Raw genomic sequence first — 16593 nt, 5'->3', positions numbered from 1 at the left:
ATGAATGACCGGAAAATCAAGACGATAGTAAGTATGGCCTTTTTTACGGCGATTACATTCCTTGGGATTCAGGCGTTCCGGATTCCGGTTCCGGCGGTGGTCGGAACACCGTTTATCCACTTTGGACACGTATTTGTGGTACTGGGGATGCTTCTTCAGGGCGGCAGGAAAGGGGCCGTCACCGGAACAGCAGGGCTTGTCATTTTTGACCTCCTCAACGGATATGTACAGTCCATTCCGCAGGTATTTGTGGAGACGATTGTGAAATGTCTTCTGGTGGGAGCGCTGTTCGCATGGTTCCGAAAAAGAGCAGACGGCGATCAGAAAAAAGAGTACCGGGGCGCCGTGATCTGCAGTATTGTTTACGCAGTTTTAAATATTCTCATTGAGTGGGGAATGGGAATCCTTGGACTGGTCATCACAGGAAGCGGCATCGGCGCGGCAGTGGCAGCATCCACCGCTTCGATTCCGGCAACCGTATTCAATGCAGTCTTTATGGCTGTGGCGGTCAGCATCCTGTATCTGCCGGTGAAACGGATTTATCAGAGAGTGATGTAAAAAGAAAAGGAAGAAATCGCGGATGATTTCTTCCTTTTTTCTGTGTCTTATTTCTTTCCTGCGAATAAGAATCCCATAAACCGGATAAAGACATAGGCAACAAACAGGACTGCGATCACGGTCTCGATCGTCACCACACCGGAGAGGAAAGAGATTGGTCTGCCCATGTTCATCAGGCAGGCGGAAGCCTGTTTCATCGCGATGGCACTGATGACAAACGGGAAAGTGAAGGATGCATAGGACGGATAGAATGGAAGCTTCAGGTATGTCACTGCTTTAACAAGCGAGAACACATACAGGATTGCTGCCACGATCATCAGTCCGATGAGCAGTCCATAGGATTTTGTCTCTACCGACTGGGTATAACCTGCGATACAAAGGCTTGCAGGCGCCGCATAGATACAGATCAGCGGCTTTGCAGGTTCCGGAATTTCCTTAAAATTGATGTACCGGTATGTAATAAGAATCAGCAGTACAACAAGCGAAATCAGGCCGAACCAGAAAGCGGCCGCTCCGATGGTCAGCCAGCCGAATGCCGGAGCTGTCACTGCTGCAACTGCAATTCCTACATAAACGATAAAGTAACTTGCAAATACTTTTGGCATCTGAAGCTTCACGATAAAAATTACTGTAAAATACAGGATCATTACGATGTGAAGCAGGATTGCCAGAATCCAGATCACAAATGCTGCATTTCCGATAAAAGGCTTCACATAGGTGCTCAAAAGCATAAGTGCCATAGGGAAGGTGGCGGCAACACTTGCCATGATCGGATTTTTCATGTCCTCTTTGATCATGCCCGGAAACAGAATCAGTTTCAGGATAAGCAGGATCAGAAGAAGGCCTGCGAGGATACCGCAGAAATAGCGGACTCCTTCGGAATAGCTCTGCAGGAGATTGCCGAGGGCGGCAAGACCAAGCATGACCCCGCTCAAAGGTACGGGTACTTTTTTGATTACATTTTTCATTGTCAGAACCTCACTTAAGCTGTCTGTTCGTCTGTGTTTGTAAGTCCGAGTTCGCGTACAACGATCTCAGCTACTTTTCCGGCACAGAGTCCGGTGAAATAGATGCACTGTTCTTTGTGTTCGCCCTTGCCCATGTCAAATTCTTTTGTCAGGACACGGCAGCATACGGAGTGCTTTCCGTTTGCTTCACGGAACCAGCTGTGAAGTTCGTTTGTCAGTTCCATACATTTTACAACCTTTGGATCCTTCGGTCCGTTTGGCTCTGTTCTTCCGAAAAGCATGCCAAGAGCAAGGATGCCACCGTTTAATGCGCCACACATACAGCCGGAACGTCCTGCTCCTACGGACATACCGGAAGACATTGCAATGACCTCCTTCGGAACATCAAGCTCGAAATTGTCTCTTACAGATGCCATAACAGCTTCGCAGCAGAAGTACCCGTTTCTATAGTAGTCCTCAGCGTCTTTGCGCACTTTGCTTACACTTACTTCATTTTTTACGTTCATTTTTTCTTCCTCCTTTGAATGTGTAACTTCTGTGGTAAAAGTATAAGGCAGAGGAAGAATGGTGAGAAATAGAAAAAGGAAATAATTGTTGAAATCAATTGAAATTGTTTATAAGAGCAGGAAAATTTAACAAAATGGAAATGAAAAACAGGAGAATATTTTGGAGAAAATTGTAGAAAAAGAAGAAAAGCAGAAGCGTTTTATTGAGGGGCATCAACTACCTGGATAGATGCCCCAGTTTAATTTCCCGCATCCAGTCCATGACATGGTTGCAGAATAATGTGACAGCTTCACTGACCGGCTCCCCGCGGCGGGTCAGCATACAGATTTTCCATTCGTAGGTATCGTCAGAAAACGGGATAAGGCAAAGTCCCTGGGATTTCATGTCCTCGAAGACAAAATCGACTGTCACAGATACCCCTTTATTGGCCTTCACCATTTTATGGCAGAGGCTGAAGCCGCTCGTTTCAAAGACAATATTCGGTTCAAATCCGGCCTTTCGGCATCTGTCCACGATCAGATGATGAATCTTAAACTGTCCGCTTTCTATATATAAAGGCTCGCCTTTCAAGTCCTCGATGGTGACGCTTTTTCTCCGGCTTAAAGGATGGGACTCGTTGACAAGAAGGCATACAGGAAAGCTTTCCATTTCTGTGATATCATAGAGGCCATCCTCAAAATCGGCAATGGAAAACGCAACATTTCCATTCTTCTCCAGAAACAGGCGCTCTGTCTGAAGATCCGGGTATTCCCGGTAAGAAAACTGGATTTCCGGATAACGCTTTTGAAATGCCATAATACAATCCGGAGTGACAAGGCGGAGAATTCCATAGGAGGAAAGCAGATCGACAATGCCGTGATTTCTCTGGCGGATATTCAAAAGCTCTTTTTTCAGGCTCCCGTATTCAGCGGTAACGGAAAAAGAGTGATGAAGAAAACATTCTCCGCTTTCGGTCAGCCGGATGCCCTGCGGGGAACGGTCGATGAGCGTACAGTCCAGTTCGTTTTCCATGTTTTTAATAATTTTACTTAAGCCCTGAGGAGTCATATACAAGAGCTTTGCTGCCCTGGTGATGCTCCCCTCACGGGCTGTAGTCTGAAAAATGTAAAAATCCTGAATATCCATAGATTCCGGCCCCCCCTTTGATAAAAACAGGCACACTTCTGTGTGCCTGTCAGATTCTGATCAGTAAATTTTAGTAGTTTTCTACTTTTCTTTCAAAATAAGCCTTCGGATGAGCACATACCGGGCAGACTTCCGGAGCCTCTTCGCCTTCATAGATATATCCACAGTTGTTGCATTTCCATCCAAGAGGAGCGTCTCCTTTGAAAGTATTTCCTGCTTCGAATGTAGCAAGAATCTTATTGTAACGTTTCTCGTGAGCGGCCTCTACCTGTGCAACAAGTTCGAATTTTGCAGCAAGCTCATCGAATCCTTCTGCTCTTGCTTCTTCAGCCATGGTTTTGTACATTTCTGTCCACTCATAGTTTTCGCCGGCAGCAGCGTCTTTTAAATTTTCTGCTACATCACCGATGCCGTGGAACTCTTTGAACCACATTTTTGCGTGTTCTTTTTCCTGATTTGCTGTCTCCTCAAAGATATTTGCAATCTGAACGTATCCGGCTTTTCTTGCCTGAGAAGAATAAAATGTGTATTTGTTTCTTGCCTGAGACTCACCGGAAAATGCAGCCATCAGGTTCTGTTCTGTTTTGGTTCCTTCGTATTTTGACATGTTTTTTTCCTCCTTTTAATGACAAATTACTTGTTATCCCTACTATAGCACAGTTAATCTGAAAGAACAATCTTTCCGCTGTGAAGCGGGGAAGGCTTTGAAAAAAGGAGACGATTCATAAGAACCGTCTCCTAAATTCCTGAATATTGGGTGTATCTTAGCTGAAGTATCTCTTGAGAAGTCCTTCGAATGCTTTTCCGTGACGAGCTTCGTCTCTTGCCATCTCATGAACTGTGTCATGGATTGCATCAAGGTTAGCAGCTTTTGCACGTTTAGCAAGGTCAAATTTACCAGCTGTAGCGCCGTTTTCAGCTTCTACTCTCATCTCAAGGTTTTTCTTTGTGCTGTCTGTAACGACTTCACCTAATAATTCTGCGAATTTAGCAGCGTGTTCTGCTTCTTCCCATGCTGCTTTCTCCCAGTATAATCCGATCTCCGGATATCCTTCTCTATGAGCAACTCTTGCCATTGCAAGGTACATACCTACTTCGGAGCATTCTCCCTCGAAGTTTGCTCTTAAATCAGCGATGATGTCTTCGCTTACACCCTGAGCAACACCTACTACGTGCTCAGCAGCCCATGTTCTTTCTCCTGCCATTTCCTGGAATTTATCTGCAGGAACATGGCACTGAGGACATTCTGCCGGCGGATTTTCTCCTTCATAAACATAACCACATACTGTACATACCCATTTTTTCATAACACATATCTCCTTTTCGTTTTTTTTGTTTCCTTAGTTAAAAATCAGTAATAATTACTGATATCAATATAGCACTTTTCCGTGTGCTTGTCAATTCCTATTTTGGAATTCATGAATTATTTACAATTATATGGCAGCAGCTTCTGAATGCTTTTGAAGACACCGGCTGCATTTCCCATAAAATGTAATGGTGTGTGATTCCACGGTGCCGTCAAATGCTTCGTTGGCAAGCTGGTCAATCTGTTTCATGCATGCCATGTTCATATCTTCCATACAACCGCATTCAGTACAGAAAAAGTGATAGTGAGGAACAGTGCGTCCGTCAAACCGGTCTGCTCCGTCCGGAGTCGATATCTTGATGATCTCTCCCATGTCAGAAAGAAGATTCAGATTCCGGTATACCGTTCCAAGACTGATATTAGGAAACTGTTCTTTGACATGGAGGTAAACCATATCCGCAGTCGGGTGCGCATTTGTATGCATCAGGTAGTCCTTAATCGATTCTCGCTGCCTGCTGTATTTCAATGCTGTCAACAAAAACCCTCCCTTCGATTAATAATGATAATAATTATTATATTTATAATAAAAAATTTCACGGATTTTGTCAAGAAAAAATATAACTGAAAGTGAATATAGAAAGGGAAGTGCCTTGACAAAAAAACGAAATATGTTAGAATACAAAACGTAACATTTGTAACAAAAATGTAATAAATACGAAAGAAAATATACATAACTATCATAAAAGGAGGATTATGCCATGCATAGTTATTTCAAAAAGGGACTGATACTGGCTGCCTTTGTCGGTATTTTCGGAGCAGGCTCCGGGATCCATGCAAAGGCCGCTGAACTTCCGGTTCAGACAGGAAATCCGGCAGTCAATGCAGATGGACTGTTCAGACAGGTACAAAAGACAGAGGATCAGGCATCTTCTATTATAATAGAAGAAACAGAAAAAAACGGAGAATTTGTTGTAAGGGAACAGAACGGGAAATACGAAGATACAGGCTTTGTTAATATTTCTTCTGATTATATTTATGTCAGAAGCGCCACATCTGATGACAGTGACTGGACCGGAAAGCTTTATCCGGGAAATGCAGTAACATTGAAGGGACCGGTTGGAGAGTGGACGGCAGTTCAGTCCGGAAATATTACCGGGTTTATCCGGTCGGAATATCTGATGGATGCAGGACAGGCGCAGCAGAAAGTGCGTCAGATGGAAGCGGAGGCGCTGAAGAACGGAACAGAGGTTACATTTTCCTACGGAGAGACAAAAGAAGAGGAGGCGGCAAGGCTTCAGGCAGAAGCAGAGCAGAGGGCAAGAGAAGAAGCCGAAAGAAAACAGGCGCAGAGGCAGGCTGTTGTGGATTATGCCTGTCAGTTTATCGGGAATCCCTATGTGTGGGGAGGGACAAGCCTGACAAACGGAGCGGACTGTTCCGGTTTTGTCCAGTCAGTCTATGCCCATTTTGGCGTTTCCCTTCCGAGGACATCCTCGGCTCAGAGAAGCGCAGGATACGAGGTCTCCTATTCCGAGGCACAGCCGGGAGATATCATCTGTTATAATGGTCACGTCGGAATCTATGTGGGAGACGGTCAGATTGTCAACGCACAGGATCCTGCACATGGGATTGGAATTTCATCCGCAACATACACGAGTATTTTGACAGTGCGCCGGATTTTCTAAGCAGGCGCGGAGAGAAAAAATTGCGAATCAGCAAAATGCACAAATTTGTAATAAATTGTAAAAAAATGGAAAATAAGGCCAAAATCGTTTTCCACACTTAAATTATGAAAAAAGGGTAAAATAGCGTTGTTTTCAAAAGTTATCCCCACTTTCCACAGAAAAAGTTGTGAATTGTGGGGATAACTTTTGGCTTTTAAAAGAACGGATGTTTTGTAAAGAAATAATAAAATTGAGTTTTTGTCGAAAAAACCGGAAAAAAAGGTTGACTTTTTCATAATCAAACTATGATTCTGAAAGGGCAAAAAATTATAGAAAATTCTGACAATTATTTCCGGAGGAAAGGAAAGCTTTTTGGTTGCGTATTAGGAAAAAAGGTATTATAATAAGGAATACGTAAATCCAAGTAAATAAGGAGGAATTCAAAATGGCTTTTCAGGTAGAAAAAACTACGACGATTGGCGAGATTGTAAATACACATCCAGAAGTTGCTCCGATCCTTATGGAAATCGGAATGCACTGCCTCGGATGCCCGGCTTCTCAGATGGAATCTCTGGAAGAAGCAGCAATGGTTCATGGAATTGACGCCGAATTATTAGTAGAGAAAATCAATGCTTTCTTAAAAGCAAATGAATAAGCCGTAAGGCAATAGAAAAACACCGTCTGCAGGTGAGTAAATTCTGCAGACGGTGTTTTTTAGCGCTTTATTTTACAGACTGGCAAGATGCTGTACAGCTTCGCGGGAAATGATCGTCTCACAGTGCTCTTCCAGATATGCAAGAGACGCCGGAGTACTCTTTTCCAGAATACCGTATTCAGTCAGCATATTGCAGATTTTGCTGAAATCACTTTTTGAATGTCCTGACTGTGTGACGGCCAGAATAAAGAATCCGTCGGACGGATCCTTATAGAGCGTATTGACGCCCTGATACATCGGAGAGAGAAGATGCGCCGCTTCAATCACCCGGTCAAGAGAGCCAAACGAGAACAGCCGGACAGCCGGGCGGATGGACGCTTCGGGCTTTCCATTCTTTCCGGGCATCTCTGCGACCGCCTCTTTGACTTTGTTGAGAAGCTGCAGAAACTCTTCCGCACCCTCAAGCTTGTCTGGGACAGCCTTTTTGGATGTATCTGTATCATCGAACGGAGAAGGAGCAAATTTGGAAAAACGAGTATCCAGCTCTTCCGGATCTTCTACCTTTGTAATGATGAGCACGATGGAATCCGATGATGATGGAATCGCTTCGATCATGAGCGGAATATCGTCAGCCTCAAAACCGAATTCAAAGGCTGCCTGCTGCATCATGTCATGGAAAAGTGATTTCGCTTTTTCGGTACCGTAGGCAAGCTCGCTGATCTTTAAGTGTCTGTCCTCGAGATCGGCACGTGTCAGGGTACAACGGATTTGATTTTCATTGATCTTTTCAATTTTCATATAATCACTTCCTAGCTGTAAATAATCTTATACTTACTCAATAGTAGTATAAACAAAAAATAAAATTCTGTAAATAAAATTTAGAAAAAATACTTGCATTCGCAGAAAACAGGAGTATAATATCTGGACAGAGGTAGTATTCCCGGATGACTGTGTACAGTAATAAAGGAGGGGATATTTACGAATCTATTTTCCGGTCAGCATTTCTGCATATAGTTTATGCAAAGCAGTCCTTGATTTATCTCACTAAAAGCATTTCTGCAATCAGTTCGATAGAATCAAAATAGAGCATATCACAATTATTCTCAGTTTATATTCATTTAATCACAAAAGAACCCACTAATAAATTCAGACGATTCATGATTTTGAAAAATAACGGGAACGGTGCTACCTTTTTCAGCATACGGGGTATCATAAATAATATATCACGATAAGAAACCTGTGCACTTCACAAGGGGATACTCCGGGCCGCAGTCATAGAAAAAGGTTTTTCAAAATTCTGTTTCAGATTATCAGAAAGAAAAGGGAAACAGTATGGAGAGCGATATTATAGAGGACGAGCAATACAGGAATCTGTTTGTGGAACTCTCGGAGTATGAGCGGATGGGAGTACGGATGAAAATGAACGGACATCCGGCCAGTCCGCTGCAGATTGCGTCCGCACATGCAGTGAAGGAAGAACTTTCCTATATGAGAGACTATGTGGCGGATGAGAACGGTAAAGTTAAAGAAGTCAGATTTGTGAAACTGTCAAACATAAAGTAAAAAGCGATAATCCCCCTTTACGCAGAAACAGGTAGTGAACAGAGCCGAAAATGTCAAAATTATTAATGACGTGCAGAAGAAATCTTGATATAATGTGAGCGTATACAGGAGGTATGGACATGGATGAAAGACGAGGCAAAAGGAGACCGGATGGACGGCCGGCCAGAAAAAGACAAAGGCCGGTACAGCAGCAGGATCCAAGACGCCGGAATCAGGAAAGCAGACGCCAGAAAGAGTTTGAGATGCGCCGCCAGATCCGAAGACGGAAAAAGAGAAGAAAACGCATCCTGATTCTTCTTCTGCTCTTACTTATCGCAGTGATCGCAGCAGGAATAGTATTATGGATCAGATATGGCCCGTCGAGGGAAGAAGCAGATAAAAATGAGTATTTTGGTATTACAGACACCAGCCAGGTGGGACTTGCGATCGACAATCAGATTCCAGATGTAAAGAGCATGAAAGAAGGAAGCGAAGTCTATCTGGATTTCGATTCTGTACACGATTACGTAAATCAGAGATTTTACTGGGACTCTAATGAAAACCGGCTGCTTTATACTTTACCGGACAGGACGCTCAGCATTCCGGCTGGCTCGACAGAATTTGAATCTGAAGATGGAACACAGACGAGAGACTATGAAATTGTAAAAGTGGAAAATGATACCGTTTATCTCGCGCTGGATTTTGTAAAAGAATATACGGACATGTCACTGGATGTCTATGAAAATCCGGACAGAGCAGTGATTGTAACCAACAAGGAAGAAAACCACGCCAGGGTGAGCAAAGATACCGAGGTCCGGATCCTGGGAGGTGTAAAGAGCCCGATCCTGACTGAAATCAGTAAATCAGACGACGTGGTTGTCATCGAAGAAGCCGGATCCTGGATGAAAGTAAGAACCGTGGACGGGTATATCGGCTATGTGAAATCCAATACCCTGGAAAAAGCCGAAAAACAGACACGGAAATCTGAATATGAAGAGCCGGAATATACCAATATTCAGAAAGACTACAAGATCAATCTGGCATGGCATCAGGTTACAAGCCAGGCGGCCAATGAAAATGTGGCCTCCGTCATTGCAGGAACGACAGGACTGACTACAATTTCTCCAACCTGGTTCACAATCCAGGATACAAACGGCAATATTACGTCTCTCGCAAGCAGTGCCTATGTGGATGCCGCACATCAGGCAGGGCTGGAAGTATGGGGGCTGGTTGACAACTTTACCAATCAGGTCGATACACTTACGGTATTAAGCAACACACAGAGCAGGGCCAATATGATCAGCCAGCTGATTACCGAGGCACAAAACAGCGGACTTGACGGCATCAACGTGGACTTCGAGCAGATCACCGAGGAGATGAGCGACCACTATATTCAGTTTATCCGGGAATTATCTGTTGAGTGCAGGAAGAACCAGATCGTTCTTTCCGTGGATAACTATGTACCTGGATTTACAAGCCATTACAACAGAGAAGAACAGGGCATTGTAGCAGATTACGTGATCATCATGGGATATGACGAACACTTCGCGGGCTCTGAAGAAGCCGGCTCTGTTGCATCGATTGACTTTGTAAGAGAAGGTATCACAGAGACACTCAAAGAAGTACCAAAAGAGAAAGTCATTAACGGACTTCCGTTTTTCACGAGACTGTGGATCGAATCATCCAGCGGCCTGACAAGCCAGGCGATCGGCATGCAGGAGGCAGAAACGGCTGTGGCCAATGCAGGCGTGACAGCATCCTGGGATGAAGAGACCCAGCAGAACTACGCAGAGTGGACTGCAGACGGAAACACGTACAAAATATGGCTTGAAGACGAACAATCCCTGGAGGCCAAGCTCAAAGTCATGCAGGAATACGATCTTGCAGGAGCAGCCGCATGGAAACTCGGATTCGAAAAATCAGGTATCTGGGAACTGATCTCCCGGTACGTGAACGGATAACAGAATACAAAAAGAAAATAAAAACTGAATAACGAACAAAGAAAGACGGAGCCGCTTGCCTCGAAGCGGCTCCGTTATTTTTGTGGAGGCTGTAGGGGACGTGTTCCGGTGCACAGGTACACGACGTAAACGGCAAAAAAACGCTCGGAACCCGCATAAAATAAGGCAAAACTCGAATTTTCAGATTTTTTTCATCGGGGACAGGTTCCTTTTCATCGGAACACGTCCCCGATGAAAAGTCTATCGTACAGTCTTTATTCATATATTTGTTTTAAAGACTGGAACGTAAAGGGATTATAATATGGCGGATAAAGTGAAGTGGGTGCTGACACTTCTGATTCTTGTTTTTGTGTTGTATGGGATACAGAAGGTGGAGAGTATAGTGACGCAGGGAGAAGTACAGGTGCAGAAGGCGGATGTAGTGATTGATGCCGGACACGGAGGGAAGGATCCGGGGAAGGTCGGTGTTAATGACGCGCTTGAAAAGGATATTAATCTTCAAATTGCAGGGAAGCTGAAGGAGGAACTGGAGGCAAGGGGGATTTCGGTTCTGATGACACGGGAAGAGGATCAGGGGCTGTATGATGAAAATGCTGATAATAAGCAGGTGCAGGATTTAAAGCGGCGGGTAGAATTGATTAATGAGACGGCCCCGGCACTTGCGGTCAGTATTCACCAGAACAGTTATCCTTCGCCGGATGTGAGCGGTGTTCAGGTTTTTTATTATGAGCATTCAAAAGAGGGGGAAGAGATGGCCTCGGTCGTGCAGAAGCAGATGGAAAACTTGGAGGGGACAAAAAACCGGCCGGTAAAGGGCAATACGACTTACTATCTTCTGAAACGTACAGAAGTCCCGACATTGATTATTGAATGCGGATTTCTGAGTAATCAAAGCGAAGCTCAGAAACTGACGGAGGAGGATTATCAAAATTCCCTGGCCAGAGTGATTGCCGATGGTATCGAGGAATGTCTGCAGTGAAGGGTTCCGAAAAGAGGATGAGTGTGTTATAATAAAATTTATGGAAACAAGAATAGAAAAAATTGACAGAATGCAGATCGATGAAACGATCATGGAAACAGCGGGAGAAATCATAAAGCAGGGAGGCCTGGTCGCATTTCCAACGGAGACCGTTTACGGCCTGGGGGCGAATGCGCTTGATGAGGAGGCGGCGAGAAAAACATATGCGGCAAAAGGCAGACCTTCTGATAATCCACTGATTGTACATATTGCAGAGAAAGATGCACTGGATGGAATTGTGGAAGAAATTCCGGCAGGAACAAGAACGCTTGTTGATAAGTTCTGGCCGGGCCCGCTTACCTTGATTTTGAAGAAAAACGAAAGAGTACCGTACGGAACGACGGGAGGACTTGACACGGTTGCGGTGCGTATGCCGGACGACGAGATTGCGCTGCAGCTGATCCGGAAAGGCGGAGGTTATGTTTCTGCACCGAGCGCAAATACATCGGGGCGCCCGAGTCCTACGACTGCACAGCATGTTGCGGAGGATCTGGACGGAAAGATCGATATGATTCTGGATGGAGGCAGTGTCAATATTGGAGTGGAATCCACCATTCTGGATATGACCTGTGTGCCGCCGATGATTCTAAGACCGGGTGCAGTCACGAAAGAAATGCTGGAAGAGGTGATTGGTGAGGTCAGGATGGATCAGACCCTGATTTCGGAGAACAGCAGCCAGGCTCCAAAGGCTCCTGGTATGAAATACCGTCATTATGCACCGAAAGCGCAGATGATTCTGATCGAGGGGAAGCCTTCAGATACAGTTCTTGCGATCAAACAGCTCGCATATGATAAGGCGATGTTTGGGAAAAAAGAAAATGGAGAAGGATACCGGATCGGTATTATTGCTACTGCGGAGACGATGAGTCAGTATACATACGGAACCGTGAAAAGTATCGGAAGCAGGGAAAACCGTCGGACAATCACGAAAAATCTGTATGGAATTCTCAGGGAATTTGACGAAGAAGGCGTGGATATTATTTACAGTGAAGGTTTTTTCGGAGAAGCAATCGACACTGCCATTATGAATCGTCTATTAAAAGCGGCAGGTCACAAGCGGATTCCTGCCTCCGAGATTATCAAGCTGCAGGAATACCGGAAGATCATTTTTGTGAGCAAGGATGATAACTGTCGAGGCCCGATGGCAGAGCGCCTTCTGCAGAGGCAGATTCTTCTGCAGGAATATGACATTCAGTCCAGGGGCATGATCGTACTGTTTCCGGAGCCGTTAAATCCGAAAGCAGAGGAAATCATGCGGAGAAATGGTGTGGACACGACAGAGCATGAGGCCCTGCCTTTTGAGGAGAAAGATATTACTCCGGATACCCTGATTCTGACAATGGAGAAAGCGCAGAAGAGAAAAATTATTACAGAGTATGGATTCCACAGCAACATCTTCACTTTGGGTGAATATATCGGAGAAGAAAAGGAAGTGGAGTCCATGTACGGAAAGTCTCTGGAGGAATATGAGGAATCCTATATGGAGTTGGAAGATTATATGAGAAAACTGGCTAGAAAGCTGAATATGGAGGCAAAGGAAAAATGGGAAGAGTACATATAATGGACCATCCGCTGGTTCACCATAAAATTGATTATATCCGCCGCAAAGAGGTTGGAACAAAAGAATTCCGTGAGATCATTGAGGAGATCTCCATGCTGATGTGCTATGAAGCGACAAGAGGGCTGAAACTTGCGGATGTGGAGATTGAAACGCCGATTTGCAAGATGACGGGAAAAGAGCTGGCGGGCAGAAAGCTTGCTGTTGTCCCGATACTTCGTGCCGGCCTTGGAATGGTGGAAGGAATTCTGAAGATGATTCCGGCGGCAAAGATCGGCCATATCGGTCTTTACAGAGATCCGGAAACATTGCAGCCGGTAGAATATTACTGCAAGCTGCCGTCAGACTGCGATAAAAGAGAGGTCTTCGTGGTAGATCCGATGCTTGCCACAGGCGGATCCAGTTCCGAGGCGCTCACCATGCTGAAGGAAAAAGGGGTAAAAAATATGACATTCCTTTGTATCCTTGCAGCACCGGAAGGACTGGAAAAGCTTCGGGAAGACCATCCGGATGTGGACATTTATGTTGGGGCGCTTGATGAAAAGCTGAATGAACATGGATATATTGTACCGGGGCTTGGAGATGCAGGAGACCGTATCTTCGGAACCAAATAGCAGGAAGGTGATAAAATGAACGCCAAGAGAAAAGATTATCTGTCCTGGGACGAATACTTTATGGGAATTGCCATGCTGTCCGGCATGCGTTCCAAAGATCCGAATACCCAGGTAGGATGCTGCATTGTGAGCCAGGATAATAAAATCCTTTCTATGGGTTATAACGGGCTGCCGAATGGTTGCTCCGATGATGAGTACCCGTGGGCCAGGGAGGGGGATGATCCGCTGGAGACCAAATATGTGTATGCGGTCCACAGCGAGTTGAATGCCATTCTGAATTATGGGGGAGGCAGCTTGAAAGGAGCCAAGATTTATGTTTCCCTGTTTCCGTGTAATGAATGTGCAAAAGCCATTATCCAGGCAGGCATTAAAGAAGTAATTTATGACTGTGACAAGTATGAGGACACCGCCTCTGTGATTGCATCAAAACGGATGATGGATTCAGCAGGAGTAAGATACTATCAGTATCACCGGACAGGCCGGGAAGTAAAGATTAAATTATAAATTCTGCTTCCCGATCAGGAAGTATCTATAAAGAGGGACATTCTGAGATTCCAGGGAATCCGAATGCCCCTCTTTATTCATTATGCGAAATACTGATGAAACTATAAAAAAACTAGATGAGTTCCTGCCCGGGGAGGACAGTACTGTCAAGTACAAACTGTCGAAAATGCTGCGCGCATGGCGGCAGAAAGATGCGGCTGTTGTGTACCATAAAAAGATTTCGTTCACATGCGGGGGTATTGATCTGCAGAATCTTGAGATCCAGCTTTAAGAGTAAATCCATATAAGGTACGACTGCAATACCAAAGCCTTGTGCAGTCAGCCCGGCAATGACCTGATCCTCTTCTGTCTCGTAGGCGATCTTTGGTTCTGTGTTTATGTCGGAAAACATCTGATCAACCACGGCACGGATACCTGAGCTTTTATCAAAAAAGATCTGTGGGTAGGGAGCTGTCTCGGCCAGGTCAACAGTATGGCGGGAGGCAAGCGGATGTCCTTTTGGGACAATCAGAACAAGATCCTGCTTCTGTACCGGAACCGCTGTGAAGTTCAGTCTGTCCGGCGGATGAGAACAGAAGACCAGGTCATATTTCCGCTTTGAAAGGCCGTCCAGAAGGCTTTGTGTCACCCCGGTATGAAAGGTAAACTGGAGATCCAGATCGGGGTGTGCTTTTAAAAAGGCAGATGCCAGACGAGGGACAAACTCGACTCCCAGCGTCCGCAGAAGTCCAAGGCGGATCAGCCCTTCGCCCCGTGCACTGCGTCGGATAGATTCCATTCCGGCATCCAGAGTAGATAATGTGTGTTCTGCGCAGTCAAGGAATTCTTCGCCAAAACGGGTGAGTGTTGTATTTCGCCCGCTTTTTTCAAAGAGGGGAACCCCAAGCTCCTGTTCAAGCTGTGCGATTGCATGGCTTAAATTTGGCTGTGAAATACAGAGCTGCGCGGCTGCTTTTGTATAATGCTGTACATGCGCCAGGGTGACAAAGTAACGTAGATAAAATAAGTTCATACAGGCACGTCCTTCCCTTCCATAACGGTATCATCTAAATCATAAAAAAATTTTATAATTTTATGCAAATTATTCATTTGCGAACAATTTATCTCCATACTAAACTGAATGGATGGAAAGTGCAAGGATATCTTATGAGGAGGAAAGAAAAAATGAGGGAGAAACAGATGGAAGCTGAGAAACCGGTGTGGAGAGGAGAAGCGGCACTTGTGGCGGCTGTTATTATGAATACGTTTGGAGTAGTACTGATGTTGTATTCCGGATCCGGAATATCTGCCATCTCCAGTGTGCCGTTTGCTTTTTCGGAGGTCTTTCCGCATCTTTCACTTGGGACATGGACCTATCTGTTTCAAGGGCTTCTGATACTGAGCCTTATGATTTTGAGGAAACGCTTTGTCCCGGAATATCTTTTCAGCTTTGTGGTGGGATTTGTGTTCGGAGAATTACTGGACGTTTATGAATTATGGATTCATATTCTGCCGGAGACAACCGGTTGGCGTGTCATCTATTTTGTTGTCAGTTATCTTCTGATCAGCTTCGGAATCGCGTTGTCAAACCGATGCCGTCTTCCGATTGTGCCGACGGACCTTTTCCCGCGGGAGATGGAGCAGATTACAGGAATCACGTATTCGAAAATAAAAATTTCTTTTGATGTTATCTGTCTGGCTGTGACTGCCGGAATGACAGGAATTTTTCTGGGACATCTGGACGGATTGGGAGCCGGAACGATTCTGGCGGCATTTACAATGGGGAAAAGTGTAGGGGTGATGGGCAGCTGGATGGACCGGCATGTGCGATTTACATCATTTTTGTCAGGAGAAAAGCTCTGCCGGTATGCAGGATGATAACCGGATGAATAGAAATAATTATGCGAAAAGGGACGTTGTTTTTGACGTCCCTTTTTCGGTGGACCTATGTTAATGCAGGTGTGCGTTTGGCCTGCTTGATAAGAAAACTGTATCGTTTACGGGCGGCATTCCCCTGAAAAATATAGCTGTCAATCAAATCCGGATCAGAGGCGTTTTGAAAGAGATTGTCGGCAGCTTCGATCTCCTTCCTGACAAGTGCAATCTCCGTTATAAGATCAGAATAAGAACTTCTGAGATAAACATCGGCTTCATAATGGTGATTCGTGTTTGTTGGCATGATATCCCTTCCTTCCTAAAGTTATAGTTATAGTATGTACAAAAACAGGAATAAAATACCAGTTTGGAAGAATAGAATGTACTAAAAGAAGCGGGGAGTATGAGATGAAAGAAAAGGGAATCGAGATCATCATCAACTTTATTGTCCGGGCTGTTCTTGGGGCGGCTGTTATCTTTTTTGTGAATCAGTTTCTGGATTCTCAGAAAATACCGGTTGCCGTAGGATTAAATCCGTTTACTGTTTTGACAGGCGGAATCCTTGGACTTCCTGGGGTTGCGCTCCTTTATGGCATTGTATGCTGGGAAATTTTGTGAGAGTTTCACAAAGATCAGGGAAATGAAAAAAACCGGTGGACAAAACTCTTAAACCGGTCTATAATCCTGTCTTTGACAGTTATTGGAAGAAAAAATCGCTGTATCCCTTGTGTTTACTGGGCTACAGCGATTTTTGTCGTT

General features: G+C 44.9%; 20 protein-coding genes. 11 read left to right on the top strand and 9 right to left on the bottom strand.

Going from position 1 to position 16593, the window contains the following annotated elements:
- Complete coding sequence (locus FGQ85_RS13205) at positions 1 to 558, top strand: ECF transporter S component (protein WP_138373684.1); 558 nt, start codon at positions 1 to 3, stop codon at positions 556 to 558.
- A 47-nt stretch (positions 559 to 605) separates the two neighbouring features.
- Here the strand turns inward: FGQ85_RS13205 and FGQ85_RS13200 are convergent, their stop codons facing one another.
- The 6 genes from FGQ85_RS13200 to FGQ85_RS13175 form a co-directional block, all read right to left on the bottom strand.
- Positions 606 to 1526 carry a TDT family transporter gene (locus FGQ85_RS13200; protein WP_138373683.1) on the bottom strand — a complete coding sequence of 307 codons (921 nt, stop codon included), beginning with the start codon at positions 1524 to 1526 and terminating at the stop codon, positions 606 to 608.
- A gap of 14 nt (positions 1527 to 1540) precedes the next feature.
- Positions 1541 to 2032, bottom strand: coding sequence for a C-GCAxxG-C-C family protein (locus FGQ85_RS13195; protein WP_087251887.1), 492 nt, complete (start codon positions 2030 to 2032; stop codon positions 1541 to 1543).
- Between the two features lie 217 nt (positions 2033 to 2249).
- Entirely contained in the window at positions 2250 to 3158 is a 909-nt protein-coding gene (locus tag FGQ85_RS13190) for a LysR family transcriptional regulator (RefSeq protein ID WP_087251886.1), read from the bottom strand.
- 70 nt (positions 3159 to 3228) lie between these two features.
- A complete protein-coding gene (gene rbr / locus FGQ85_RS13185; RefSeq protein WP_087166547.1) occupies positions 3229 to 3765 on the bottom strand; it encodes a rubrerythrin in 537 nt (178 codons plus the stop codon).
- A 157-nt stretch (positions 3766 to 3922) separates the two neighbouring features.
- Positions 3923 to 4465: an NADH peroxidase gene (locus tag FGQ85_RS13180; protein WP_087166548.1), complete on the bottom strand. Its 543-nt coding sequence runs from the start codon at positions 4463 to 4465 to the stop codon at positions 3923 to 3925.
- Between the two features lie 126 nt (positions 4466 to 4591).
- Positions 4592 to 4999, bottom strand: a complete 408-nt coding sequence (locus FGQ85_RS13175; RefSeq protein WP_087166549.1) for a transcriptional repressor — start codon at positions 4997 to 4999, stop codon at positions 4592 to 4594.
- Between the two features lie 223 nt (positions 5000 to 5222).
- On the opposite strand from FGQ85_RS13175, the gene FGQ85_RS13170 reads away from it, so the two are divergent.
- Positions 5223 to 6149, top strand: coding sequence for an NlpC/P60 family protein (locus FGQ85_RS13170; protein WP_138373682.1), 927 nt, complete (start codon positions 5223 to 5225; stop codon positions 6147 to 6149).
- A 424-nt stretch (positions 6150 to 6573) separates the two neighbouring features.
- Entirely contained in the window at positions 6574 to 6783 is a 210-nt protein-coding gene (locus FGQ85_RS13165; protein WP_087251882.1) for a DUF1858 domain-containing protein, read from the top strand.
- A gap of 72 nt (positions 6784 to 6855) precedes the next feature.
- Here the strand turns inward: FGQ85_RS13165 and FGQ85_RS13160 are convergent, their stop codons facing one another.
- Entirely contained in the window at positions 6856 to 7581 is a 726-nt protein-coding gene (locus tag FGQ85_RS13160; protein ID WP_138373681.1) for an adaptor protein MecA, read from the bottom strand.
- A gap of 534 nt (positions 7582 to 8115) precedes the next feature.
- On the opposite strand from FGQ85_RS13160, the gene FGQ85_RS13155 reads away from it, so the two are divergent.
- From FGQ85_RS13155 to FGQ85_RS13130, 6 genes are all read left to right on the top strand, one after another.
- On the top strand, positions 8116 to 8346 hold the full coding sequence (locus FGQ85_RS13155; protein ID WP_087166553.1) for a hypothetical protein: 231 nt from the start codon (positions 8116 to 8118) through the stop codon (positions 8344 to 8346).
- Between the two features lie 119 nt (positions 8347 to 8465).
- Positions 8466 to 10286 carry a glycosyl hydrolase family 18 protein gene (locus FGQ85_RS13150; RefSeq protein WP_243128565.1) on the top strand — a complete coding sequence of 607 codons (1821 nt, stop codon included), beginning with the start codon at positions 8466 to 8468 and terminating at the stop codon, positions 10284 to 10286.
- Between the two features lie 301 nt (positions 10287 to 10587).
- Positions 10588 to 11265 (top strand): N-acetylmuramoyl-L-alanine amidase, encoded by a 678-nt coding sequence (locus FGQ85_RS13145; RefSeq protein WP_138373679.1) that lies wholly within the window; start codon positions 10588 to 10590, stop codon positions 11263 to 11265.
- Between the two features lie 40 nt (positions 11266 to 11305).
- Positions 11306 to 12865: an L-threonylcarbamoyladenylate synthase gene (locus FGQ85_RS13140; RefSeq protein ID WP_138373678.1), complete on the top strand. Its 1560-nt coding sequence runs from the start codon at positions 11306 to 11308 to the stop codon at positions 12863 to 12865.
- Complete coding sequence (gene upp, locus FGQ85_RS13135) at positions 12847 to 13476, top strand: uracil phosphoribosyltransferase (RefSeq protein ID WP_087166556.1); 630 nt, start codon at positions 12847 to 12849, stop codon at positions 13474 to 13476. Before FGQ85_RS13140 ends, upp begins: the two co-directional genes overlap by 19 nt.
- A 15-nt stretch (positions 13477 to 13491) precedes the next feature.
- Positions 13492 to 13980, top strand: a complete 489-nt coding sequence (locus FGQ85_RS13130) for a dCMP deaminase family protein (RefSeq protein WP_087166557.1) — start codon at positions 13492 to 13494, stop codon at positions 13978 to 13980.
- Between the two features lie 112 nt (positions 13981 to 14092).
- Here FGQ85_RS13130 and FGQ85_RS13125 read toward each other — a convergent pair whose 3' ends face one another.
- Entirely contained in the window at positions 14093 to 14992 is a 900-nt protein-coding gene (locus FGQ85_RS13125; protein WP_138373677.1) for a LysR family transcriptional regulator, read from the bottom strand.
- Positions 14993 to 15144: 152 nt separating this feature from the next.
- Here FGQ85_RS13125 and FGQ85_RS13120 point away from each other — a divergent pair, with 152 nt between their 5' ends.
- Positions 15145 to 15837, top strand: a complete 693-nt coding sequence (locus FGQ85_RS13120) for a DUF6198 family protein (protein ID WP_138373676.1) — start codon at positions 15145 to 15147, stop codon at positions 15835 to 15837.
- Between the two features lie 67 nt (positions 15838 to 15904).
- On the opposite strand, the gene FGQ85_RS13115 is transcribed toward FGQ85_RS13120, so the two are convergent.
- Positions 15905 to 16138, bottom strand: a complete 234-nt coding sequence (locus FGQ85_RS13115) for a YaaL family protein (protein WP_087166559.1) — start codon at positions 16136 to 16138, stop codon at positions 15905 to 15907.
- 104 nt (positions 16139 to 16242) lie between these two features.
- On the opposite strand from FGQ85_RS13115, the gene FGQ85_RS13110 reads away from it, so the two are divergent.
- Positions 16243 to 16452, top strand: a complete 210-nt coding sequence (locus FGQ85_RS13110; RefSeq protein WP_087166560.1) for a pro-sigmaK processing inhibitor BofA family protein — start codon at positions 16243 to 16245, stop codon at positions 16450 to 16452.
- Positions 16453 to 16593: the final 141 nt, after the last annotated feature.

Source organism: Pseudoflavonifractor sp. BSD2780061688st1 E11, assembly GCF_005844125.1.
In the GTDB taxonomy this organism is placed as follows: domain Bacteria; phylum Bacillota; class Clostridia; order Lachnospirales; family Lachnospiraceae; genus Sellimonas; species Sellimonas catena.
The sequence above is the reverse complement of the archived record's forward strand: the minus strand, read 5'-3'. Positions and strand labels throughout refer to the sequence as shown.